The organism is Bacteroidia bacterium (genome assembly GCA_033391075.1).
Taxonomy (GTDB): Bacteria; Bacteroidota; Bacteroidia; order J057; family J057; genus JAWPMV01.
The window spans coordinates 3,016,067-3,038,751 of record JAWPMV010000001.1 but is presented as its reverse complement, the minus strand read 5'-3'; the positions used below and the strand labels follow the sequence as shown (position 1 = coordinate 3,038,751).

The 22,685-nt window shown below is 40.2% G+C and carries 21 protein-coding genes; 13 read left to right on the top strand and 8 right to left on the bottom strand.

Features of this window, described 5'->3' with window-relative positions; all coding sequences use genetic code 11:
- The first annotated feature begins 72 nt into the window (after nt 1-72).
- Nucleotides 73-546 carry a hypothetical protein gene (locus tag R8P61_12280; GenBank protein ID MDW3647837.1) on the top strand — a complete coding sequence of 158 codons (474 nt, stop codon included), beginning with the start codon at nt 73-75 and terminating at the stop codon, nt 544-546.
- Nucleotides 547-550: 4 nt separating this feature from the next.
- Here the strand turns inward: R8P61_12280 and R8P61_12275 are convergent, their stop codons facing one another.
- Nucleotides 551-3,658 (bottom strand): AsmA-like C-terminal region-containing protein, encoded by a 3,108-nt coding sequence (locus R8P61_12275; GenBank protein ID MDW3647836.1) that lies wholly within the window; start codon nt 3,656-3,658, stop codon nt 551-553.
- A 99-nt stretch (nt 3,659-3,757) separates the two neighbouring features.
- On the opposite strand from R8P61_12275, the gene R8P61_12270 reads away from it, so the two are divergent.
- Nucleotides 3,758-4,456, top strand: a complete 699-nt coding sequence (locus R8P61_12270; GenBank protein ID MDW3647835.1) for a ComF family protein — start codon at nt 3,758-3,760, stop codon at nt 4,454-4,456.
- A gap of 91 nt (nt 4,457-4,547) precedes the next feature.
- Nucleotides 4,548-4,793: a hypothetical protein gene (locus R8P61_12265; GenBank protein ID MDW3647834.1), complete on the top strand. Its 246-nt coding sequence runs from the start codon at nt 4,548-4,550 to the stop codon at nt 4,791-4,793.
- Between the two features lie 35 nt (nt 4,794-4,828).
- On the opposite strand, the gene R8P61_12260 is transcribed toward R8P61_12265, so the two are convergent.
- The gene (locus tag R8P61_12260) at nt 4,829-6,127 is read right to left on the bottom strand and encodes an amidohydrolase (protein MDW3647833.1); all 1,299 of its coding nucleotides are present in this window, start codon (nt 6,125-6,127) and stop codon (nt 4,829-4,831) included.
- An 85-nt stretch (nt 6,128-6,212) separates the two neighbouring features.
- Between R8P61_12260 and speB the strand changes: the two genes are divergently transcribed.
- Nucleotides 6,213-7,001, top strand: coding sequence for an agmatinase (gene speB, locus R8P61_12255; protein MDW3647832.1), 789 nt, complete (start codon nt 6,213-6,215; stop codon nt 6,999-7,001).
- A gap of 50 nt (nt 7,002-7,051) precedes the next feature.
- Here speB and sppA read toward each other — a convergent pair whose 3' ends face one another.
- Entirely contained in the window at nt 7,052-8,845 is a 1,794-nt protein-coding gene (sppA, locus tag R8P61_12250; GenBank protein ID MDW3647831.1) for a signal peptide peptidase SppA, read from the bottom strand.
- A gap of 150 nt (nt 8,846-8,995) precedes the next feature.
- On the opposite strand from sppA, the gene folK reads away from it, so the two are divergent.
- The 3 genes from folK to R8P61_12235 are packed head-to-tail and all read left to right on the top strand — an operon-like array spanning nt 8,996 to nt 10,969.
- The gene (gene folK / locus R8P61_12245) at nt 8,996-9,481 is read left to right on the top strand and encodes a 2-amino-4-hydroxy-6-hydroxymethyldihydropteridine diphosphokinase (protein ID MDW3647830.1); all 486 of its coding nucleotides are present in this window, start codon (nt 8,996-8,998) and stop codon (nt 9,479-9,481) included.
- Nucleotides 9,474-10,319, top strand: a complete 846-nt coding sequence (locus R8P61_12240; GenBank protein ID MDW3647829.1) for a hypothetical protein — start codon at nt 9,474-9,476, stop codon at nt 10,317-10,319. The genes folK and R8P61_12240 overlap by 8 nt, the downstream gene beginning before the upstream one ends.
- Before the next feature lie 8 nt (nt 10,320-10,327).
- The gene (locus R8P61_12235; protein ID MDW3647828.1) at nt 10,328-10,969 is read left to right on the top strand and encodes a class I SAM-dependent methyltransferase; all 642 of its coding nucleotides are present in this window, start codon (nt 10,328-10,330) and stop codon (nt 10,967-10,969) included.
- A 1-nt stretch (nt 10,970) separates the two neighbouring features.
- Here the strand turns inward: R8P61_12235 and R8P61_12230 are convergent, their stop codons facing one another.
- The 4 genes from R8P61_12230 to R8P61_12215 all read right to left on the bottom strand — a co-directional run bounded on the left by R8P61_12230 (nt 10,971) and on the right by R8P61_12215 (nt 14,480).
- Nucleotides 10,971-12,248 carry an amidohydrolase family protein gene (locus R8P61_12230; protein ID MDW3647827.1) on the bottom strand — a complete coding sequence of 426 codons (1,278 nt, stop codon included), beginning with the start codon at nt 12,246-12,248 and terminating at the stop codon, nt 10,971-10,973.
- Nucleotides 12,249-12,268: 20 nt separating this feature from the next.
- Nucleotides 12,269-13,189, bottom strand: a complete 921-nt coding sequence (locus tag R8P61_12225) for a hypothetical protein (GenBank protein MDW3647826.1) — start codon at nt 13,187-13,189, stop codon at nt 12,269-12,271.
- Between the two features lie 4 nt (nt 13,190-13,193).
- The gene (gene lspA, locus R8P61_12220) at nt 13,194-13,727 is read right to left on the bottom strand and encodes a signal peptidase II (protein ID MDW3647825.1); all 534 of its coding nucleotides are present in this window, start codon (nt 13,725-13,727) and stop codon (nt 13,194-13,196) included.
- Nucleotides 13,728-13,862: 135 nt separating this feature from the next.
- Nucleotides 13,863-14,480 (bottom strand): hypothetical protein, encoded by a 618-nt coding sequence (locus tag R8P61_12215; protein MDW3647824.1) that lies wholly within the window; start codon nt 14,478-14,480, stop codon nt 13,863-13,865.
- Between the two features lie 47 nt (nt 14,481-14,527).
- Here R8P61_12215 and R8P61_12210 point away from each other — a divergent pair, with 47 nt between their 5' ends.
- The 6 genes from R8P61_12210 (at nt 14,528) to R8P61_12185 (ending at nt 22,155) form a co-directional block, all read left to right on the top strand.
- Nucleotides 14,528-15,181 carry an alpha/beta hydrolase gene (locus R8P61_12210; GenBank protein ID MDW3647823.1) on the top strand — a complete coding sequence of 218 codons (654 nt, stop codon included), beginning with the start codon at nt 14,528-14,530 and terminating at the stop codon, nt 15,179-15,181.
- 325 nt (nt 15,182-15,506) lie between these two features.
- Nucleotides 15,507-16,481, top strand: coding sequence for a LysM peptidoglycan-binding domain-containing protein (locus R8P61_12205; protein MDW3647822.1), 975 nt, complete (start codon nt 15,507-15,509; stop codon nt 16,479-16,481).
- Between the two features lie 146 nt (nt 16,482-16,627).
- On the top strand, nt 16,628-18,364 hold the full coding sequence (locus tag R8P61_12200) for a CHAT domain-containing protein (protein MDW3647821.1): 1,737 nt from the start codon (nt 16,628-16,630) through the stop codon (nt 18,362-18,364).
- A 2-nt stretch (nt 18,365-18,366) separates the two neighbouring features.
- Nucleotides 18,367-19,443, top strand: a complete 1,077-nt coding sequence (locus R8P61_12195; GenBank protein ID MDW3647820.1) for an AAA family ATPase — start codon at nt 18,367-18,369, stop codon at nt 19,441-19,443.
- Between the two features lies 1 nt (nt 19,444).
- Nucleotides 19,445-21,112 carry a WD40 repeat domain-containing protein gene (locus R8P61_12190; protein ID MDW3647819.1) on the top strand — a complete coding sequence of 556 codons (1,668 nt, stop codon included), beginning with the start codon at nt 19,445-19,447 and terminating at the stop codon, nt 21,110-21,112.
- 14 nt (nt 21,113-21,126) lie between these two features.
- Nucleotides 21,127-22,155 (top strand): LysM peptidoglycan-binding domain-containing protein, encoded by a 1,029-nt coding sequence (locus R8P61_12185; GenBank protein ID MDW3647818.1) that lies wholly within the window; start codon nt 21,127-21,129, stop codon nt 22,153-22,155.
- Nucleotides 22,156-22,165: 10 nt separating this feature from the next.
- Here the strand turns inward: R8P61_12185 and smpB are convergent, their stop codons facing one another.
- A complete protein-coding gene (smpB, locus tag R8P61_12180) occupies nt 22,166-22,630 on the bottom strand; it encodes an SsrA-binding protein SmpB (protein ID MDW3647817.1) in 465 nt (154 codons plus the stop codon).
- Nucleotides 22,631-22,685 lie beyond the last annotated feature (55 nt).

The following is a 22,685-nucleotide window of genomic DNA, read 5'->3' as shown; positions in this document are numbered from 1 at the left end:
TCCTAATACTGGACTATATAAGCAAGCGATTGTGTATCTTGCTTACAGAAATACATCATAGCGAAGAGAACAATGTTACACTACCTTCGAATTCTGACATCTGTTTTATTGCTGGGCCTTCTTTTGCAAGCCTGTAAAAATCCCAAGAGTGGGGCACTAAGTCCGGAAACCCGTACGGAATTGGATGTATTGGCAGATGATCCCTTTAAAAAACCTTCCCAGAAATATATTGAGTTCTCTCGTGTTATGGCAAAATTACTGGATGAAGCAAGCGCGAAACCAGGAGATGCAGAAGCAGTTGCTCATATTGTAGAGTTTACAACTGAGAATGATGCTGCCCTGGATCGTCTATACGGCGAGCTGGATAAATGGCAAAAGCATATGGAAAATGAAGATCGTATGCTATTTGTGATGAATTTGATGGCAGAAAAATCTACAGCTACGCTTAAGGATAGAAGTCGGGCCTTCCGACGTCGGATCTCTGGCAATCCTGACTGGTTACGTCAATATGATCAGGCCATGTCTTACCTGGATTTTCGAAAGTAAGCCCTCAATTCCCATTTTTAACGGTATCTTTTTTCTTCTTTCTACCGAAAGGAAGCTTCACTTTGTTTTTTAATTTTTCCAGGGCCTCGGCTGCATCATCTCCTACCGCTTTTTTAAGCTCTTCTTCCGCTTTCTGCTGGGCCTGGTCTTTGCTTTTGTCTATCACACTGCTTAAGGAATCCTTGGCTTGCTCCCTGGCATTTTCCACTACTTGCTTCGCGCTATCTTTAGCTTGCTCAGCGAGTTTGTCAGCTTCTTGCTTTAAACTGTCTTTATTAAGATCTGGTGTGTCTTCTCCAACTCCCAGTTTATCTTTCAATTTATCGGTCGCAAGATCAGCTGCCTGATCTTTGAGTTGGTCTACCGTACCACCGCTTCCTCCTGAGACAATGGGTTCTTGAAATGTTCCACCGACGCTTAGGTTAACCTGAACTCTTTCACTGGTTTTCAGGGAACCTCCCGTTAAGCCGGATAATGCTGAATAGGCTGCATTTCCAAGACTCCCTGCTGGAGCATCTATGTCCAGACTATAATCCAGCGCACCCGTAATATTCTGTTTCCCTCCCAGGGTGAAGGTAATTCCTTTGAGGTTGAAATCGAAGGGCTTTACTTCTATAAATCCATCCTTTATTTCAAACTGGGCGATGATATTTTTGAGGTCGATTTTGCCTCCATTTAAGGCATTGATCTTTGTCTTTTCCTGAACCTTATTGATCAAGTTGGACTTGGTCAATCTGCCTTGAATAATTTCCATTAAACCAAGACCACTCACATTTTCCAGAACAGGAGTCATATCTTCCTTTAATCTACCGGAAATCCCAACTTCCATATTGGCAAGACCTTCCACAAATTGAGCCGCAGGAGCAAAAGCCTCAACCATACTCAGCTTTTGAAAAGCCTCTTGGATATTCAACTGTTTGAGGTCCATGTAGAAATTGTAGGTAGGGCGATTTATATCAGCAGTATTATATAAACCACTCATTTTAATCCTGCCGCCCAACATATCGAAATTGATATCCTGCATCGCAACTGCCTGGTCAGCCACATGTACAGTACCTGAGAAATCCTTGATGTTGATATCGTCATAGATGAGGTTTTCTACATCTGCCTCAAAGAAAACATCAAATTCTGGAGGCACTGCGACGACTTCCAGAGGAGCTTCCTCTCCCTCAGCATTTGCCACTTCTTCTGCCATCATCCATTCATTGGTATCAAAAGTATTAGATACTACTTTCATTTCCCCTTTGAGGGGCTCGTTATCCATGAGGACATAGGCCAGATAATTGCTGAAATATCCATTCGCTTTGTAATCGCTTTTGCCGAGTGTTCCCTGCGCTTCACTGAATTCAATTTTATCAGGCGTGAAATTTGCCTTTCCTCTGCTAATAGTAATTCCTGGCTGAACATAATAGAGATCTGAATAGGCAAGATTTTCTATTTGAACTTTGCCACTTGTGGGGAGATTGGTATAATTTTCAGCTTCTATATCTGCATAACTGCCTTCGGTAGAAAAGGATTCGATCAAAATTCTTCCCGCAAGACTCATACTGTCAATCGGATAAATTTCCATGACCTTGGCCAGGTCGAGGCTTCCATTTGCCGTCAGCTTATATAAGGGAGATTCAAAATTTTCTACCTGCAGACTTCCATCCAGAGACTCTCCACCAAGCTCAAAATGAAAATCAGGAACGTCCAAACTTGCTTCTTTCATATCTCCACTCGCATCGAGCATCTTTGCGTGGAAGCCCATGTTTTTTAGCTCTGTATTGTATTCTACGTTTTTTACATAACCGTCCTCTAAATTCATTTGAGCATCTACTCTGGGGAAGAGTGAGCGACTTTCATCATATGTTCCTTTGGCAGTTGCATCTATGGAAAAAGCTCCGGCCAATTCTGTTCCTTCTATTGGATACACCTGGGATATTTCAGCCAGATTTAAATTGGCTTTGACTGCAGCATCCATCCTGACTTTTTCTATTCCCTCAATCACTCCTTTGGCATCAATAGGATTATTTCCAAGATCGGCATGAAATTCCTTGATATCTATTCGGGTATTGTCCAGGATTCCATCCGGGTTTTCGACCTTCATGTCAATTTGGATCCCGCTAACCGGTTTAGGCAGGTCTGGATATTTGAACAAGCCTTTATCTACCTCCAGAGTGACTCCAAAAGCTGGCAATTGCTGCTCATTATAGATCCCTTTAGCATGTCCAAAAAAAGCCAATTCTCCTTCGGTGTGTATGTCTTCAAATCCTTCTTTATAAATCCCTGGGATCAAAGATAGGAGGGAAGCGAAGTTTGTTTTCGGGCTCGCATAGCTAAGGTCCATTTCTATATCTTCTTCATTTGGAAGAGAAAGGTATCCATCTAGCTCAAGGGTCAGTTCATTCAGGTTAATCTTGTTTTCCAGAAAAGCTACTTTGACAATAGGCTCAATTCCAATCATCAGTTTCGCATCAGCTTCAATCTTTCCTTTTCTCACATAAGAAATTCCATCATAAATAAGATTGAAAGCCGGGGCTTCTGTATGCGTATCCAATTCAAATTCACTTAGGGTAAAATCTCCGCTACCTTTATGCTCCATATTCAGGATACTCATTTTCATCGGAAGGCTTTCATCGTGATAAATGATATCTGAATTATTGAGTTCGTAGGCCGCCAAACTGATTTTTATTTCAGCTGAACTCTCCTCCGCTACTTCTTCCGAGTCTTTGGCTATGTCGTAATTTGCTTGTCCATCTTCAAGTACATGCACGAATACCCTCCCTTCATTTACGCTCACTTTTTTGATGTTAATAGATTCGCCTGAAATCACCGAAAACAATCCCAGGCTTAGACTTATTTCTTTTCCCTGGGCAAGTGTATCTGTTTCAAAAACCTCTATTCCTTTCAGATAGAAATCCTGAATGCTCACACTTGCATCAGGAAAGCTTCTAAAAAATGAGAGATCAATGTCTGAGAAATAAAACTCTCCCTTGATTTGTTGATTTACCTGCTCACTGATTAAGCTCTTTATTTTATCCTTCAAAAAGAAGGGAGCTACAAATAGCGAAACGACCAAAAGAAGGATGAATATCCCGAGGAATTTGAGGACTTTTTTTAGGCTGCTCATGGATGGTTTAGCAGGTTATTGAGTTGTGTTGTTGATATCCTGGGAGAAGGTGGTGTCTAAATAAATAGAAATCCCCTTAAAAATCTGAAAATCTCTGTTATGAGCCAAACTGGAATCCTGAAATCTTTTTTTCGATTGATATATTCTCACAGATGCTATGCCTGTGAAAGAGAACTCATATCTCAAGAAAAGCATGTTTGTTTCTCCTGTCTTTCCCAGATTCCGGAAACAAATTTCCACCTACATCCACAGGATAACGAATTTTATTACCGATTGGGAGGCCGGGTGAAACTAGAAGGAGCGATGGCTCTTTTTTATTTCGACAAAAAAGGCAAACTCCAGTCACTCATTGAAGCCTTGAAGTATAAGTCATCCCCTCAGCTGGGTAGATTCTTGGGAGCTTACTATGCTCACAGGTTGAAAGAGGAAAGCTGGATCGAGGAAATTAAGGCGATAGTTCCGATACCTTTACACCCTCGTAAAAAAGTACAGAGAGGATACAATCAGGCAGAAGAATTAGCGATCGGTTTAGGGGAAATTCTGGAGAAAGCTGTCGAGAAAAACTTTCTAAAACGTGTAAGGTATACCCGCAGCCAAACACGAATGGGAGGCAACAGACGATGGGAAAATGTAAAGGATGCTTTTCGAGCGGGAAAGGATCTTAACGGTCCGATTCTGCTGATTGATGATGTATTGACTACAGGAGCTACCTTCGAAGCTGCTATGCAAGCCCTTTTACTCCAGGAAACGGATTTAAAAATTTATACCTTGAGTATCGGTATAGCTCGTAAACACTAAGGAACTCTGGGTAAGAATTGGAGATCTTTTCAATAGGCCTACAATCAGTTTGTACATATATTTATTGGATAATTAGATTATCGGAATTATTATGATTTCCCAACTTATCCACCAGAAGAACTATGAAGAACTCAAGGCCCGAGTAAGACGTCGCTCTGCGGTTCTGATTTTCTTTGTATTGGCTACTTTTTTTGCGATAAGACCTGTAGATAAAACTGAAAATTGTAAAAATGGATTTGATGACAATAAGAATGGCCTTGTGGATTGTCAGGATCCTGCATGTCTAAAATTAAATCCAGATTGCTTATCAGCGATCACGCATAAAAAAGGGGAATAGATCATCTCTATTCGCCTTTTTTAATTTTAAATCCTTTATTTTTTCAGCAAATCCATCATAGTTTTACTGCTCACCGCTACTCCTGTCTGTATTGACCTTTCAGGTTCCGGATAATAGTATGGAGAATGAAGTCCGGGCATATCTCCAGATTCCATTCGATGATCGGGTACTGTTCCCAACCAGTATAATACCGTCGGAACTTTATGTTCTGTGGTGCCATAGCGAGAAAAATCTTCCCCTACCATTTGAGGTTCGGCATACAAGACATTTTCTTCTCCAATTTGAGCAATTGCAGAAGCTTTAACCTTAGCCACCAATTCAGGATTGTTATAATTTGCAGGAGTAAATACTTCAGGTATGACTACTTCAGGCATTTTATCCTCGGGCAAACCTGCAGAAATGGCAATGCCTTTAGAAATTTCCCGGATTCGTTTGTGAACCATTTGTCGAACCTCTTCGGTATAAGTTCTTACCGTAAGTTTAAGGGTAACTTCATCAGGAATGATATTGTGCTTGATTCCCCCTTTGATCGCTCCCACCGTAACTACAGCAGACTCTGTAGGTTTTAGGTTTCTACTCACAATGGTTTGGAGTTCCATAACGATCATGCTGGCTATCACTACCGGATCAATAGACATATGAGGAGAAGCTCCATGTGCTCCAACTCCTTTGATCTTGATATCTACGCTTTCTGTATTTGCCATGGTAAAGCCTTCTGCCATGCCTACCTGGCCTGCAGGAATGGTCGGACTTGAATGTAAACCCAATCCATAGTCAGGTACTCCAAATTTTTCATAAAGTCCCTCATCGAGCATCATTTTGGCTCCTGCACCAATTTCTTCTGCAGGTTGACCAATGAACATCAAGGTTCCGCTCCATTGATCTTTCATTTTTGCCATTGCTCTAGCCGTTCCTACCCAGGTGGCCATGTGCATATCATGACCGCAGGAATGCATAGTACCGGTTTGTTCTCCATTGTACTGGATGACTTTACTGCTGGCATATCCCAGTTCGGTTTTCTCAGGCATAGGTAGGGCATCCATGTCAGTTCTATAGAGAACTTGTGGGCCCTCACCGTTTTTCAGGATAGCTACAATCCCATAGCCCCCAAAGTTCTCGGTCACTTCAAAACCCAATTGGCGAAGTTCACCTGCCAGGGCTTTGGAAGTTTCTTTCTCTTTTAATGAAATCTCCGGATTCTGATGAATCTTTTTATACAGGTTTACCAAATAGGGTAAGTCTTCCTTTACAATCTCTTCAATCTGCTCTGTCTGTTGGATACCAATAAAGGCAGTTAGCAGGAGAAATAGTAGGGTAATAGTCAAATAGCGCATAGCTTAATTTTTTACAGATCTTTGAACAATATTACAAAAAAAATGGGCTAAGTTTAGGCTTGCAAAAACTTATCGTACTACTACAATGAATAAAAGCAAAATCCAATTGTTGGGAATCGCTTACGATGCCAAGTCATCATTTATGCGTGGTCCCGCTCAGGCTCCCGCTAAAATCAGAGAAATCCTGAATGATGGGTCTTCAAATTTTATCAGTGAAAATGGGATTGATCTCAAAGAAAAAGCTGATTGGTTGGATTCCGGCGATATTGAAGTAGGAGATTATCCAGAGCTTCTTCCCAGAATTAAAAACAAAATAGATCCCGAAGCTAAACCCATCTTCTTAGGAGGAGATCATTCGATTAGTTTTCCGCTTGTAGAGGCGATGGCAGAGTTTCACGCTCCCTTTAGCATACTCCACTTTGATGCCCATACCGATCTATATGACATCTTTGAAGGAGATCGATTTTCCCATGCCTGCCCATTTGCCAGGATTATGGAAAAAGGACTGGCAAAAAAACTGATTCAGGTGGGTATTCGAAATGTCTCCAAGCATCATCAGGAGCAGGCAGATAAATTCGGGGTAGATATAATCACTATGCGAGACCTGGATCGTATGCAGGACATTCGCCTGGAGGGCCCGGTTTATTTATCTCTGGACCTGGATGTATTTGACCCTGCTTTTGTGCCGGGAGTTTCTCATCAGGAAGCAGGGGGAATGAGTCCGCGTGAATTTATCAATGCCTTTCATAACCTGGATCTGGATTTGATTGGGGCAGATATTGTGGAATATAATCCCTTTCGGGATGTGTCTGATATCACTGCTGCCCTTGCAGCAAAAATGTTGAAAGAAATCGCTGGAAAAATGTTGCAATAAAAAAAGCCAGCTCCCAAATGGAAGCTGGCTTTAGGGTTTTAATGTTATTCTTAGCGAATTTCTATACTCATCGGCATGAGGGCATAGGTGCCACTCTCCGGAATAATTTTCTTGATCTGTTTCAGCATTTTCAGTTCCTCATCCACATCCAACTCCTGGGCCAATTGCTGAGCTTGTACGGCTCCTAATTCTCCCATGATTTCTTCAAACGGACTTTTGGAAACCGGAAGCAATTGGAGTCTATACTCATCCGTAACGCCTGCTTGCTCAGAAGCATACTCAATGGCATCATAGAGATTGCCGATTTCGTCAACCAGGTTGATTTCAATCGCATCTTTCCCTGACCATACTCTTCCTTGTGCAATTTTATCTACTGCCAAAGAATCCGCAAATCCTCTTCCCTCTTTTACAACACTGATAAAGTTACCGTATCCTTTTTCGATATTTCTCTGCATGAAATCTTCACCTGTCTTGGTCCAGGGAAGTCTTGGATCACCCACATTTGCATTTGCATGTGTGCTTACCTCATCAAAGGTAAGGCCCAGTTTTTCATTCAATGCCTGATTGCCATCATACAATACCCCAAAGATCCCAATAGAACCTGTAATGGTATTTTCCTGTGCAAAAATCTTATCTCCATAAGCGGATATATAATATCCGCCTGAGGCAGCAAGATTACCCATGGAAATGATGGTTGGTTTTTTCTCAGAGCAAAGCTTTACTTCTCTGGCCATCATTTCTGAAGCGAGTGCACTTCCACCCGGGCTATTTACACGAAGAACGATAGCTTTAACATTCTCGTCATTTCTTGCCTTGCGAAGTTCTTTTACAATTGTTTCTGAACCTACATTTCCATCGCTGCTTTTTCCAGAGACGATTATACCTTCTGCAAATACAATGGCAATTTTATTTTTCTTGAGCGATTGTCCGGAAGGAACCTGCATGTATTTCTTCATGCTGATAGTCGAAAGTTTTTCATCTTCAGACTGGCCATTCTTCTCTTTGAGCAGAGCCAGAACTTCATCTTCGAACAGCGCTCCATCCATTAAACCGGCTTCCGTCGCTTTATTTCCATCAGGCATGATGAGATTGGTTGCCAATTCATCAATTTTTTCAGGACTAAGTGAACGGGCTTCTGCTACTTCTTTGCGGAAAATTTCCCAGAAGTCAGAGAGGTATTCATTGGTTTGAAGTTTACTCTCCGGGCTCATGCTTTTACGAAAATAAGGCTCAACTGCAGATTTAAAGGTTCCTACCTTAAAGATTTTTGGTTTTATGCCTGTCTTATCAAAAAGACCTTTGTAGAACATCGGAACGGCAGAGAGTCCGTTAAATTCCATTCCTCCGATATGGGGCATGTAAACGCCATCTGAAACACTGGCCAGGTAATAGGTAGGCTCTGTATAAATCTCGGCATAAGAATAAATAAACTTACCGGAAGATTTGAAATCTACTAAGGCTTCCCGTATGGTGGAAAGACTTGCCCAACCAATAGAATTGAAGGGATCGAGGGTTAGATAAATACCGTTGATACGGTCATCTTCTTTCGCCTTCTCAATATTCTGAACTACCTGAAACAAACCGATCTTGCTTGCCAATCCTGCTCCGGGAACAGGGAGAAGCTTTTCAAGATCAAAATTCATAGGATCAGGACTGGCATTTTCTACCATCTGAGAACTCAAGGAAATCTTGAGCACGGAATTGTTTTTAACAGGTACGACCTCTTGCGAGGATGCCAGAGAAGCAAACCATCCTATCGCCGCAATGAACATAACGGGAATGATAATCACCACTCCTGTAACGATGGCTAATAGTGAGGCCAAATAAGTCTTGGAAAAATTCATAAGGGTGTTTAATTCTATTCTGTGTGTCTTAACGATCTATAGGTCGTTAATCTTTACAATTTATTACACTCAGGCTGTAAATATAGCTAAATTGTACTGATTTTGAGGCTCAGGTAGTAGTTGAATTTAGCCTGATAGATTAAAAGACGAATGATTTTTCTGGGAGTTGGAACCAATTTGGGTGATAAGAAAAAGAATATCCTGCAAGCATATGAGCTTTTGGAGGAGAAAGAGGTGAAAATCCTGCGGAAATCTTCCTTCTATAAGTCGGCTGCCTGGGGAATTCGAGATCAGAATAGTTTTTTGAATTCGGTTATTGAGGTAAGCTTTGAGGAAAATGCTGAAAGGCTGTTGGAGATCTGTCTGGAAGTAGAAAAGGAGATGGGGCGAAAACGTCTCTTCAAATGGGGACCTCGATTGATAGACCTCGATATCATTAGCTTTCATCATGAGAAACATCATTCTGAAAAGCTGATTTTACCTCATCCTTTTTATACTCAGCGAGCATTTGTACTTAGTCCTCTGGCTGAACTGGAAGAAAATTGGATAGATGCGGAAAGCGGACAATCTATCCAAGAGCTCCTTGCCAAAATTCCGGAAGAAGATGCCTGCACCTTATTAGGAGAAGATGAATAAGTTCTTTCATACCTTCCGCCTGTTGAGTTTAGATGTAGTGCTTGGGGCTCTCTGTTCTGCTTATATGGTAGTCCTGCTGCTTGAGGTGAAAGTACCCACAATATTCTGGATCGCTTTACCTATCAGTGTATGGGTTATTTATACGGCTGATCATTTATTAGATGCCTATCGCCTCAAAGATCAGGCGCATACGCCTCGTCATTTATTTCACTATACCTATTTTCGATCTATTGCTTTTGCTTTTTTGCTTGCCGGGGCATTATGCGTATTTCTTTTCCCCTTTCTCGTTCCTGTTTCCATGCTTTATTTCGCAGCCTTTATGGGAGCATTTACAGGGGTTCACTTTTTGCTTGTTAAATGGGTGGGAGAAAGAATTTCGCCTCTTTTTTTGAAAGAACTGGGGGTCGCTTTGATATATGCTGCTGGAGTCTGGGGAGCTCCCTGGGTATTGGCAGGAATGGAATTGGAACTCCCTGAAAATTTATTCTTTCTTCAATTCTTCTTGCTCGCCCTGATCAATCTGCTGACATTCTCCATGTATGAAATGGAAACAGACCAATTGGATGGGCATACTTCATTTGTTCTTGCCATCGGGAAGAAAACCACCAAAGCTTTGCTCTATTTTTTATCTATCCTGGTTTTGGTTTTCTGCGCTATGATCCTGTCGAAAGAAAGTAGTCCTCTCGTTCTTATGGCAGAATCCATTTTCCTGCTCATGTTATTTGTTCTGGTTTGGGTCTTTGTAGATGAAAGACGATTTGGCAAAACGGAAGCCTATCGTGCCTGGGCAGATGCTGTTTTCCTTTTCCCTGGAATTTCCTTTTTTTATGCCGTCTAATTTGCTTTATGCTCAGTAAAAAAGATCAGCGCTTCGATAGACTGGCTTTCATTTATGATTTTCTGGTGAAACTGGTTTTTGGGAAAAGCCTGAAAAAAGCACAAACTCATTTTCTGGGTGAATTACCTTCAAAGGCTAAACTGCTCATTTTAGGAGGAGGAACGGGTTGGATATTGGAAGAAATCGAAAAGAGAAGGCCAGAACTAGAGTTGGTGTATGTGGAAGCCTCGGAAAAAATGCTTGCTCTGGCTAAAAAAAAGCGTGGAAAGCTGAAGGTGAACTTCATTCATGGGAATGAACAAATGATTCCTGAGGGTGATACCTACGATGCGGTGCTTACCCCTTTCTTTTTGGACCTATTTGGTCCCGTGAGGCTATTTGCTAGTATGTCTCTGATCGATCAGGTTTTGAGTAAAGAGGGGACATGGTTTTTTGTCGATTTCTATGTTCCCAAAGAAAAGGGCCTGAAAAGTATGTATGCAAAAGGCCTCATCTATATCATGTATCGATTCTTCAGAATACTTTGTGGCATTGATGCACATACACTCCCTGATTTTGATCAGGCTTTCCAAATGGCCAATTATCGACTGAAAAAGCAAGAAAATTTCCACCTGGGAATGGTCAGTAGCCGGATTTATGTAAAGAAATAAGCTATTCTTTGAGTAGAATCAATTCTCCATTCTTCATGACCAAATGAACGTTTCTCAACTGGCTGATGTTTTCTAATGGATTTCCCTCGACAGCAATGATATCTGCCAGGAAACCTTCCTGGAGTTTTCCTAACTGACCTCCTAAATCAAAAAGATCTGCATTGAGGCTAGTTGCAGAGATGAGAACTTCTTTTTCTTCCATTCCATATTCAACCATCATTTCCAATTCTCTCACATTATCTCCATGGCTAAAGACGCCTACATCCCCTCCAGCCGATATTAGTACGCCGGCTTGAAGAGCAAGTGCGAAACTCTTTCTTTTTTGTTGAATCCTTTCTGGTTCTGGATCGATTCCTTTTTTCCAGCCTTTATACTGTGTGATGGCATCTCCAGCGGCAAGGGTGGGACATAAAGCCACACCTTTCTCTTTCATCAAATCAAAGACTTCTTTTGTCCCTCCATCTCCATGTTCGATGGTCTTTACCCCGGCAAGGATTGCTCGCTTCATGGCTTCGGGGCTAGCTGCATGTGCGACAACAACTCTCCCCGAACTAGCAGCCGTTTCAACAATGAGTTTTAATTCTTCTATGCTGAAGGTTGGCCGAGCTTCTTTATTCGGGCCCCAGCGATAATCAGCATAAACTTTGATGAAATCGGCTCCTCCTCCAATTTGCCGTCTGACTACCTTGATCAAATCATCGTGCCCATCAGCCTCTTCAGCTCCTAAAGGAATATGTACATGATCGGCAAAACCTTTAGGGCCATAGCTGCCTGTTGCAACAATCGCAGGCCCTGCTACCAGCATGCGCGGACCAGGTATAATGCCTTTTTCTATGCTTTCTTTTACCCCTACATCTGTATATCCTGCGCCTTCGGACCCCAGGTCTCTGACTGTGGTAAATCCAGCTAACAAGGTTTTCTCCGCATGTACTCCTGCACGTATGGCCCTTTCTGCATGGCTTTCCTTTAGGACCTGATCATTCCAGCTCACTTCATCATAGGGATGGAGAAGCAAATGAGAATGTCCCTCAATCAATCCCGGTAATAAGGTTTTCCCTCTTAGTTCTATAGTCCGGATTCCTTGTTTGGAAGCCAGATCTTTTTGAGGACCAATTTGATGAATCTTATTCCCTTTCACCCAAATCCCCCAGTTCTCATGCATTTCCTTTCCATCAAAAACCCTATCCGCTAACAGAATATAATCAGTAGTAGTCTGAGCGCTAAGGAGCTGAGAGATACATAGAAAGAGGATAAATAGGCTAGTAGTTGGGTATTTCATATTGCTTTCGATCTAAATCGCTAATTGAGTTGATGATCCAGCCAGCGAATGATGTTGAGAAGCAATTTATAATTATCCTTTGCATAAGGGGCATTCATCCCCATTTTTCTTTTCTGCTGACCTGCTAGCTGAGCTGAAAACATAGCTGCTTCTCCGGAAACCACCAATCGGCCTTTTCCATACTCCATATATGCTAATTGATGATGATCTTCCATTGAAATTCTCGGAGTTGTTTGGGTAAATCTCCAGGCGGTATCCGGCTCCAAAGATTGAAAGTCGGCGCCTAGGGAAAGAACTGATTGTGCACTTCCTGGAATTTTAAATCCTTGTCCGGTAAAGGAATAAATGGAATCTACTGTTTCGGCTTTATTTCTGCCATTGCTGAGAAGATTGGAAGAAAGTTTATTTGCCTGTCTCGTAAACAAGCTGCCTCCGCTTCTCTCAATTTCTAGGGCAAAGCCGTTGCGAAATTTGAAACCAAAGGATGCTGCTAAGGCACCACTGGCTCCCGGGAAAGGCATGTGATCAGCGATGAGAAAAAGAGATCCGCCTTCCTTCACCCATACATTCAAGGTTTCTATTTCCTCTTCTGTGAAAGCAGAGGGATTTGGGATAACCCAATTCCCTACATCACTTTTATGAAGTGCATTTGAAATCACGAGAATACGGCATTCTGCTAATTTATCTTTACTAATCTGTCCCTTGAGGGCTCCCATTTGGTAGCCATCAGCAGCTACTAGCTTTGCAAAGGATTGATATCTGCCTTCCAGGGTATGAAAGTTATTGTGTCCTTCATCTATCAGGACCTGAGGGCCTTTATTTTGGGAATAGCTGGGATGAGAAATTTTGGGCTGAAAATCAGGATCTCCATTTTGTTGGGCAAAGAGGCTAAGGGCCTGAAGGAATATCAGGCAACATAAGGTGTAGCGTGTAGTTTTCATAATTTTAGGTTTCAATTTGAGGCTTTTCCTTTTTGGGGAAAGTCTCATCAAGTAGTTTGTTGAATGACTTATACTGGAGTAAAAGCAGGATGAAGCCTGCATTCACCAATACATCTGCTACATTGAAAACGTAAAAATTGTAGTCATGGAAGTAGTGGAGGTGAAGAAAATCGGTAACATAACCATTCATGGCCCTATCCAGAATATTGCCATAGGCGCCTCCCAAAATGAGGAAAAAGGGCAGAAGTAAGCTGAATTTCGTATGCCGGATTTTCCAAACGAAATAAAAACAGAGAAGAGTTGCTAAAATAGGCAAAGCAAATATCAGGGGCATGCGAATGCTTTTGTCAAGATTCTGCAACATGCCGAAAGCGATGGCATGATTCTCTACATAGGTGAAGTTGAAATAATTGTCAATCACCGTAACCGATTGACTTTTCAATTCTTCATTAACGATGTCTTTGGTTTTCAGGTCGATGGAGCAACCCGCCATCATAAGGGAAGAAAGCAGGACGAATTTGAGGGCCAGTTTTTTCATTCAATAATCAATTACCTTTTATATATCCACCTTGAATTGGATCAATATGGATAGATAGGTCGCTTTCGAAAAAGGATCCTTACACAAAGGTAAACATTTGCGCTGGGAAATAGGAAGGGAAGAGACTATTTGGGCTTAATTCAGCTCATCTTTCATGTCCTTCAAAGCATCTGCAATTTTATAAAATCCTTCAAGTTGTGATTCCTTTTTAAGCAGAGTGGGAATGATGCAGGCCAGTTCTTCATCCTGGATATACATGATCGCTCCATGTGGAAGGTTTTTCAATGCATTATGTACACTTATTCTGGCATTTTCAGAAAGAACCAGGCTACTGAATACAAGATCATTGGTATTTATCTTTAGCCAGTCTCCCAAATCATGCTTGACGACCAGCATTTTATCCACGGGGATATAATTCGCTATTTCCGGGTGCTGAGCATCTTCTTTTACAATCCGTAAACACTTTCGCATGGGATTTACCATAGGAAGGGCAAACTTTATGGCATTGCCTTCTTCCTGATTGACATCACTTTCGGGAATCCGGATACTTTTAATGCTCAATTTGTAATCACCCGCCCAACCCCTTAATTGAAACTTTTTCTCATTGATAAAACTTCCCCGCATACCAAAATTATCAGAAAGCATCTGATGAATTTTTTCCTTTAAATGGTATTTTCGAATATAAATAGCAGCAATTGTAAGTCCAATGACTATAACGGCTGCAATAGCGATGAAGGTGATGATTTGGGACATTTTGATTTGATTATCAACAATATACCTAAAAGCAAAGAAAAAAATCTATGCCAAACAAGACTATTTACGCAATTCCGGGCCTGGGTGTTGACGAAAGAATATTTTATGATCTGGAGCTCGATGCAAAAATGGTCTATTTAAATTGGATTGAGCCTCGTCCTCATGACTCCGCCAGTAGCTATGCTCGTCGCTTGGCTGAGAAGATTGAACATGGAGAGGATTGTATTTTACTGGGATTATCTTTTGGGGGAGTGATGGCTCAGGAAATTGCGCGTATCAGACCGGTCAAACAGCTGGTTTTACTTTCGACCATGAAATCCTCTGAAGAAAAACCTCTTCAAATGGAGCTAATGCGGCATATTCCTCTTTATTATTTAAGTAAAGGGAATTGGCGTGTGGAATTCTTCGCAAAATTCGCTCCTTTATTTGGGATAGAGGACAAAGAGGATATTGCCCTTATCAAGGATATGTTTCTTCAGTTTGATGACAATTATCGGATGTGGGCGATTAAGACAATTTGTGAATGGGAAGGAGAAGAACCGAAATTGCCTTTCATTCATATTCATGGAAATAAGGATAAAGTCTTTCCCATAAAAAACATAAAAGGACCAAGGATTGTGAAGGGAGGAAACCACTATATGGTAAAACAACGGGCAAAAGAGGTCAGTGAGTTGATCAATCACTGGTTAGACCCAATCTAAATAAAAACAATTTGTAACCTATTTGTCAAAAATTCGGTTTAACATATTAAATCCAAACCAACACTATGAAAACGCAAGACCTTCAAGCAATAGCTTTTTGAGTAGTTTCGCGGGATAATTCCCACAGTCTACAGGCGAAACCTACCTAAGACTCAATTCAGCTAATATCCTAACAGCTTTTCCTACAAGAATTAAGACACATAGCTTGTCCTACTGATTCCTTTCTGGTATCAAGAGGATTGAGCACGATTTCATATTCGATCTATGTAGAAGTTATAGCGCAGCTCATTACCCATTTTATGTACACAACCCAACCAAATACTGTATGAAAGCTAAATTTGTTAAAGAAACCCCGCAGAAACTCATTATTATCGTTGCCATTTTATTTGGAATCTTCCTTCAAGGATGTTCCCTCATCAGAATGGGAGAATCCAGTATACCAGAAAGCTTCAGTTATGAAGTTCAGCAAGGAGATAATATCTACATCATAGCCCGTAAATATTTGCAGGAACAAGGGCGAGCGGGATATGTTTCCGTTACCGACTATGCAGATCAAATTCTGGACTATAATGATATGGACACTCGCAGTTTGTATGAAGGAGATGTGATTGAAGTACCCAATCTTGATTCACCTTCTTCTTCTCCCAATAGCTGGATCAATTCCGGGCCAAAGGGAAAAGCGAATATCAACTGGAGCAAACGCAATAAAAAATCTGGGCGAAAGGGATTTAAATTCAGTTCAATTAACAAAATGAATCGAAAGTATGGCAATGCTTCGGGCTATTCAGAAAATGAAGAAGCCGACTATGATCAACTTTCTTCGGATGATCCCTTCTATATTAGGAATAATTCCTCTTCTTATGGCCAAAGCCGCTATTCAGAACGTGAATACAACAGAAGAACAAGAGCGAGGGAACTTCCCAGTGAAAAAGAAATCTTCTATGATCTGGATGAGGATACACAAAATGCCATCGTTCGTCTGGATATGAGAATCGGAGAATATAAAGAGCAGCAGTTGAAAGCAAGAAGACAGCTTCATGCTCGTTTGAATCGGACAGAATATGCCTATAGGGATGGCGCAAGTCGTGGAGGAAATGATTCAGAGCGAAATGCCAGACTTAAGCAGAGAGCATATCCTGAGCGCGTAGTTCGCTGGTATCGGGTAAAAGGAGAAGATACCCTCCATTCCATCGCTCGTAAATTTGGCAATACACCCGCTGAGCTTTACGATCTGAATGAACTGGATTCCCGATTCTTGAGGAGAGGGAAGATTTTGAAGGTGTTGATCTGGGAAAAGTAAAAATTCTGAAAAATAAACTCATTGGCTTTTCTCGTTTGGGAAAAGCCAATTCTTGTACTTTTTCATTTGGTAATATTCATCTCAATTAACTATCTTAACAGTACTCCTACAAAATAAGCAGACAAGTCATCAATAATCTTGTTCTGATGCGTCCTGTTATATTTTTGGCATTTGCCAATGATGAATCTGCCTTTTTAAATCTTCTTAAAGAAGAAAGCAGAAGTTTAGATAGAATATTAAAGCCTCTTCACCAAAAAGAGGCTATAGAACTTAATATTAAGGAGAATGCGAGTACCGAAGATCTGATTTATCAGATTGATAGTTTGGGAACTCAACCTTTGTATATATTTCATTATGCCGGACATGCTGACAATGATCATTTAGTGTTAGATGATGGCCAGGCTGATGCTGAGGGAATCGCAAGCTTGATTGCCTCAAGAAAAGATGAATTGAATTTGGTGTTTCTTAATGGTTGTTCAACCAAAGGACAAGTTGAAAAACTTTTAGCTCTCGGAGTTAAGGCCGTAATTGCGACTTCGCAAAGTATACAGGATGATAAAGCCGTTCGCTTTGCCAAAACCTTTTACTATGCTTTGTCCCAAAACAATAGTTTGGCCCAATCTTTTAAGAGAGCAGAATCTTTGTTAAAATCTAAATATAAGGAAGAAGCAAAGATTTATAGAAAGATAGACCTCAGCAAATTAAAAGAAGTCCAGAAAGAAGAATCCCTGCCCTGGGGCTTATATATTCATCCAGATTACGAAGATGTACTCAGGTGGAAGTTGCCTCAGTATGCCCCGAAACCCATTTCCGTATCAGAGAATAGAGTCGCCAGAGGGCCTAATACTCAATTTGGTCGGATTCTGGAGAGCATGCAGAAATACGATCCTTCCATCAATGCGGATTTAAAGGATCTTGATCCTACTGATTACTTAAATACCATTATAGAGAAACTTCCTTATCCCATTGCGGTTCAATTTCAAAAATTGGTTTCTAGTGATCTTAAAAAACTAAACAGGAAAAGACTTCTCCAAATATCCAGTACCTACCATATAAGCTCAAAACTTGTTTATTTTTTCTTGCTCTCTCAATTATGGGAGGAAAAGCACAATCAATACATAGATTCCAAGCTTACGATAAGCGATTGGCATAAGAGCCCTTTAAGGGATACCCTCAGTTTCAACTATACAGAGGAGTCGATTGGGGTTTATAATGATTTAAAAAATAATGGAGCAAAGGTATTTCTTCATGAGTACCAGGATTTTCAGCAAGAATTTCAAAAGACTAGCTTCAAAGAAGCTTGCCAATGTCTCGAGAATTTGAAATTCCAGGTCTTTCGCCTGCAAGAAACTAAACTCCATGAAGAAGAATGTGCTAAGGCAGAGAAAGCTTTGAGTGATTATTTGAGTGCTGTTAGCTTTTTGGTGAATTACGACCTTTACGGTATAAGGGATGTCTTTTTGCACAAACCTCGCTACGAAAATGAAGTGTATAAGCACAAATATGCTTTATTAAAACTCACCTTAAAGGACAGCATTTCGGTAAAAGATAAACCGCTCGATTCTTCGTTCCCCACAGACAATAATTCAGTTATTTTATTGAGAAAAGGAAATACGGATTTGGAAGATTACCTCAGTCTTTCTCCCTTTGTAATCGACAAAAATGCCTTCTCGGCAAAGAGTGATTCAGAGATTTTCTTCCTCTCTTCAAAACTGGACGAACAAGTAATTTTTCATCGAGTGAAGAGCAGTTTCTTCAAAGTGATTGAAGATAAAGATGACCAAATTCATACTAATACGGAAGATACGGAAGACAATGAGGATTACTTCCATTTGGTTCAACGTCAGGTAGATACTTTTCAGGCAGACTTTAATTTGAGTTAAGGATGAATCAGATTCAAAGTCCATTTAAATTCCTGGATGCCTACACCAAAGATGATAAAAATGTATTCTTTGGCAGAGATAAGGAGATCAGTCAACTGTATCAACTAGTTCTTTCCTCGCCCTTGGTTTTAGTATATGGATTCTCAGGAATAGGGAAAACAAGTTTGATCAGGTGCGGATTGGAAAATAAATTCGAGCCCTCGGACTGGTTGCCTCTTTTTATCCGGAAAGATGATGATATAATTGAAAGTATCAGTGAACAAATTCAGGAAAACTCCCTCTCTGCAATTCCCAACCTCAGTATAAATGAGGAAGGTGATGAGGTAGTTTTTCCGATTATTGACAAACTGAGAATCTTATACAAAGATCATTTCAAACCTGTTTATCTCATATTTGATCAATTTGAAGAATTATTCATTCTGGGGAAAGAGCAAGAAAGGCTTGAATTCTTTCGGCTGTTGAAAGAAATTCTTGAATCGGACCTCCAGGTGAGGATGATCATCAGTATGCGGGAGGAATACATTGCTAGGCTTTCAACTTATGAAGACCTGGTTCCTGCTTTATTTGAAAATCGAATGCGGGTTGAAGCCATGAGCCGAGAGCAGGTAAAAGTGGTAATTGAGAAAAGTTGTCAGGAGTATGGGATTGAAATAGAAGACGGAGATAATACCCTGAAAAAAATGATCGATAACCTTTCTGAGTCAAGCGGACTCATTGAACTTAGTTATTTGCAAATATACCTGGATAGATTGTATAAAGAATCGGTCAAACTTGGAGAAGAAAGAATGATTAATGAAGACTTATTAACGAGCGTAGGGAGTTTGCGAGGGATTTTATCTGATTTCCTTAATCAGCAATTGACAGACTTGGAAAGAGACCTGGAAAAGAAAGGGGTAAAGGATAAAGGCGTACCACAGGAAATTTTGTTTGAACTTATTACGCAAGACCAGACCAAGAGGAGGATGGAGGCCGATGTAGTCATAAACCGGATCACGAATTCTTATGCTGTGAGTAAAGAGAACATTGAATATTGCATTGAAGAGTTAAAAAGAGCGAGAATCATAAAGGAAGTTTCTTGAGATGAAGAAGATTGAACTGACACATGACATCCTGGCTGAAGAAGTGTATAATTCTTCTTCGGCTCTGCAGCGCATGCGTAGGGAGGCTGAGAGTCGGATTGAACAAAGATTCCTTGATTATCAGAATAATGCTATTCCACTTTCCGCCGAAGAACTTAACAACTTTATCTTGCCTTATTTGGGTATTGTAGATATTTCGGAAAATGAGCGATCGTTTGTGCTGGAGATGGATAGAAAAGTGCGCAATGAGACCCTCAAAAGTCAGAAAAAGCGAAAAAGAATTTTAATAGGCCTTGCGATCACAACTGTAGTATTTACGGTCCTTTCTCTGGTTTCAATTTATAATTGGAAGGCTGCTGAGAATAGCGATAAAAATAATCTTGCTTTAAGTTTAGCTTACCAGGCAAGGAATTCTTTAAGTGAAGGTCGCCTGGATGAAGCATATTCTTTCGCAGATTCTTCCTTAGACTTAGGGTACCAGGGTTTGCCAAAAGAGGTAGCCTCTAAGGTATTGTCAGAAATTTACTCCTATCCTTTGGTAAAATATATTCGGCTTGAAGGCTATTTAATCTCCTTTGGCTTTTACCGCTCAGGAGAATCATTTTATACTATAGATGAAACTGGGAAATTTTTAAGGTGGAGTGTGAACGGAAAAAGAGAAGATTCTATTCTCCTTTCAATAAAACCGCAGGTAGCCCAAATGTCTGAGGATAATTCTAAAATTGCGTTATTCAACGAGAATGATTCCTTATTGATCTATGATTTTGAAAAACAGAAGGAAATTATTATCAATATTCATGATAAAATTCATGAAGTTAAATTCTCTGAAAATGGCAAATATTTATTAATTGCTACTAAGGGGAAAAAAGCTATCTTACAGAGTTTAACTGATTATAAATCAACAAAGGAATTTGAACATAACTCTTCGATAACATCGGTTAACTTCATACCTGTTTCAGGTAAGGAACCTAAAGTCGTTTCTACTTTCAATGATTCCACAGCCCTAGTTTGGAGCATTGATAGTAATTTTGAGTATGAGCTTCGAAATTATTACAAACCCTCTTTGAAAGCTCCACTTGAAAACTCAAGTATCTCTGAAAACGGTGAGTTAATTATTATTAATTCCCCAAAGGGGGATTTCATATTATCGAGTGGCTATTACAAAACATTGGTTCCTGAAATTGACGATATATTCACTAATTATACTTTAATAAATACCAAATTCACAGGCGGTACAGGAGAACAGAAATTAATCTCAATTACTGAAGACTCGCTGACACTTTTTTATTATGACTTTTCACCACCTAAGCCTTCAGTAGATTTACAATTAGCGACCCATAGTAAAGTACTCTATGCGGAGCTTTCGCCCCAAGACGATTTTTTAATGGTTGCCTTTAATGATAATCAAATCATTTTATTTGAAAAGAAACTAGAAGATAAAAATACGGATCAATACACCTTTAAAGAGTCAAAAAGAATACATAATAGACTCCTTGAAGGGAGATTTTCTTATAAGGGAGATTATTTTATTTCAAAAGGGATACGGGAAGATAAAGGGGATGAATTAATAATTTGGAAAGCTGATGAATTACTTAAAAATTTAGAGCACCCACCTAACAATATGGGTTCAATTAGAAACATTTTAAAAAGAAAGTTTATTGGAATTTAATATAGCTTTTAGCATTGAAGGATATTAGTAACTCATATTATTCAGATCATTTATTTTCTTTTTATGAAATAGGAAAGAAGGGATATCTTGAGTATTTATTTACTATCGCTTCAAATAATTTTTTTAAAATATCTTTTTCCATCCTATTGCTGGTTTTTACTTCACAGCCAGGGTTTGCCCAGAATACTTCACCTAAAAGGGAAACATATAAGCCTGTAGACAACAGAGTTCAAGATGAGACGCTTGCAGATCAAATTTATGTAGTTCGGCGTGGTGACTGGCTTAGGAAAATAGCCTACGAATTTAATGTTACAGAAAAAAGTTTGATGACTCTAAATGGGATCAAAAATCGAAATGAGATACAAGCTGGTGATACTCTCATTATTAGAAAAAGTCGAGCTGGAGTAAGAGTTGATTCATCAAGGCCAATCCAAACAACTGCTAACAGGAATAAAGCAGATTACGGAAGAAGTAGCCAATATAGCTCAACCCGCCCCGGGAAATACGCACCTACTAGAACAGGAGAGTCCAGACCTCAAGATGATCGGCCTCGAAGAGAAGAAGATTCCTGGGATGATGATTATTACCCAAGAGATTACGATTATTACTCCGAGGAGGACATTTTTTACAGCTTGAGACCAGAAACACAAGATGCAATTCTCCGATTGAATGCCAGACTGGGAGATTACAAGAGAAGGCAGACGCTAAAAAGAGAAAGAGTTCAAAGGAATTTCAATCGGGGTAGAAGCAGGGGGGATACTTACTACGATCGAAGAGATGCTTATAGGAGGTCGTATGATAATGAAGTTAGACGATCAGAATTTGATAGTAGGGATAGGAATAGAGGATATAATAGAAGAACCCAAGAGAAAGAATATAATGCCAGTAGAGTGGTTCGTCTTTACAGGGTAAGAGGAGACGATACACTTGCTTCTATTGCCATTAAATTTGGCAATACAACTTCTGAACTCGTGGAAATAAATGAGCTTGATTCTAGCTACCTGAGAAAAGGTCGAATAATAAAAGTTTTAGAATGGCAATAGGTTGAGCTTATCAAAACCCCTTCATCTGTCGATCCATCTCCCGCTTGGTATCGCGCTCCTTCATGGTCTGACGCTTATCTGCGACCTTTTTACCTTTCCCAAGAGCTATGTCCATCTTGGCAAAATTACGGTCGTTGAAATAGACTTTAACGGGAACGAGGGCAAAGCCTTTTTGATCCAGGCCTTTGCGTATTTTCTTGATCTCTTTTTTATGAAGGAGTAATTTGCGGACCCGGCCGGGTTCGTGATTATTGTAGCTGCCTTTGTCGTATTCGTTGATGGTCATTTTTCTGATGTAGACCTCATCTTTCTCAATAAAACAATAAGCTTCCTGCAAACTGGCTTTCCCTGCTCGCAAGGACTTTACTTCGGTCCCTTTCAAAACCATGCCTGCTGTGAATATCTCCTCCAGGTGATATTCAAATTTTGCTTTTCTGTTTCGAATGACCGTTTCGTTTCTTCCTTTCTCTGCCATGTTGCCTATTCTTCGCTATCTCTCAAACAATTGCTTACGTTATTCAGATCAGCAA

Excerpts from the sequence above, each read along its gene's own strand:
- folK (MDW3647830.1), top strand. The coding sequence starts at position 8,996 with ATGATTTTTCTGGGAGTTGGAACCAATTTGGGTGATAAGAAAAAGAAT.
- R8P61_12230 (MDW3647827.1), bottom strand. The coding sequence starts at position 12,248 with ATGAAATACCCAACTACTAGCCTATTTATCCTCTTTCTATGTATCTCT.
- speB (MDW3647832.1), top strand. The coding sequence starts at position 6,213 with ATGAATAAAAGCAAAATCCAATTGTTGGGAATCGCTTACGATGCCAAG.
- smpB (MDW3647817.1), bottom strand. The coding sequence starts at position 22,630 with ATGGCAGAGAAAGGAAGAAACGAAACGGTCATTCGAAACAGAAAAGCA.
- lspA (MDW3647825.1), bottom strand. The coding sequence starts at position 13,727 with ATGAAAAAACTGGCCCTCAAATTCGTCCTGCTTTCTTCCCTTATGATG.
- R8P61_12235 (MDW3647828.1), top strand. The coding sequence starts at position 10,328 with ATGCTCAGTAAAAAAGATCAGCGCTTCGATAGACTGGCTTTCATTTAT.
- R8P61_12225 (MDW3647826.1), bottom strand. The coding sequence starts at position 13,189 with ATGAAAACTACACGCTACACCTTATGTTGCCTGATATTCCTTCAGGCC.
- R8P61_12270 (MDW3647835.1), top strand. The coding sequence starts at position 3,758 with ATGAGCCAAACTGGAATCCTGAAATCTTTTTTTCGATTGATATATTCT.
- R8P61_12275 (MDW3647836.1), bottom strand. The coding sequence starts at position 3,658 with ATGAGCAGCCTAAAAAAAGTCCTCAAATTCCTCGGGATATTCATCCTT.
- R8P61_12280 (MDW3647837.1), top strand. The coding sequence starts at position 73 with ATGTTACACTACCTTCGAATTCTGACATCTGTTTTATTGCTGGGCCTT.
- R8P61_12240 (MDW3647829.1), top strand. The coding sequence starts at position 9,474 with ATGAATAAGTTCTTTCATACCTTCCGCCTGTTGAGTTTAGATGTAGTG.
- R8P61_12265 (MDW3647834.1), top strand. The coding sequence starts at position 4,548 with ATGATTTCCCAACTTATCCACCAGAAGAACTATGAAGAACTCAAGGCC.
- R8P61_12200 (MDW3647821.1), top strand. The coding sequence starts at position 16,628 with ATGCGTCCTGTTATATTTTTGGCATTTGCCAATGATGAATCTGCCTTT.
- R8P61_12215 (MDW3647824.1), bottom strand. The coding sequence starts at position 14,480 with ATGTCCCAAATCATCACCTTCATCGCTATTGCAGCCGTTATAGTCATT.
- R8P61_12260 (MDW3647833.1), bottom strand. The coding sequence starts at position 6,127 with ATGCGCTATTTGACTATTACCCTACTATTTCTCCTGCTAACTGCCTTT.
- sppA (MDW3647831.1), bottom strand. The coding sequence starts at position 8,845 with ATGAATTTTTCCAAGACTTATTTGGCCTCACTATTAGCCATCGTTACA.
- R8P61_12210 (MDW3647823.1), top strand. The coding sequence starts at position 14,528 with ATGCCAAACAAGACTATTTACGCAATTCCGGGCCTGGGTGTTGACGAA.
- R8P61_12190 (MDW3647819.1), top strand. The coding sequence starts at position 19,445 with ATGAAGAAGATTGAACTGACACATGACATCCTGGCTGAAGAAGTGTAT.
- R8P61_12205 (MDW3647822.1), top strand. The coding sequence starts at position 15,507 with ATGAAAGCTAAATTTGTTAAAGAAACCCCGCAGAAACTCATTATTATC.
- R8P61_12195 (MDW3647820.1), top strand. The coding sequence starts at position 18,367 with ATGAATCAGATTCAAAGTCCATTTAAATTCCTGGATGCCTACACCAAA.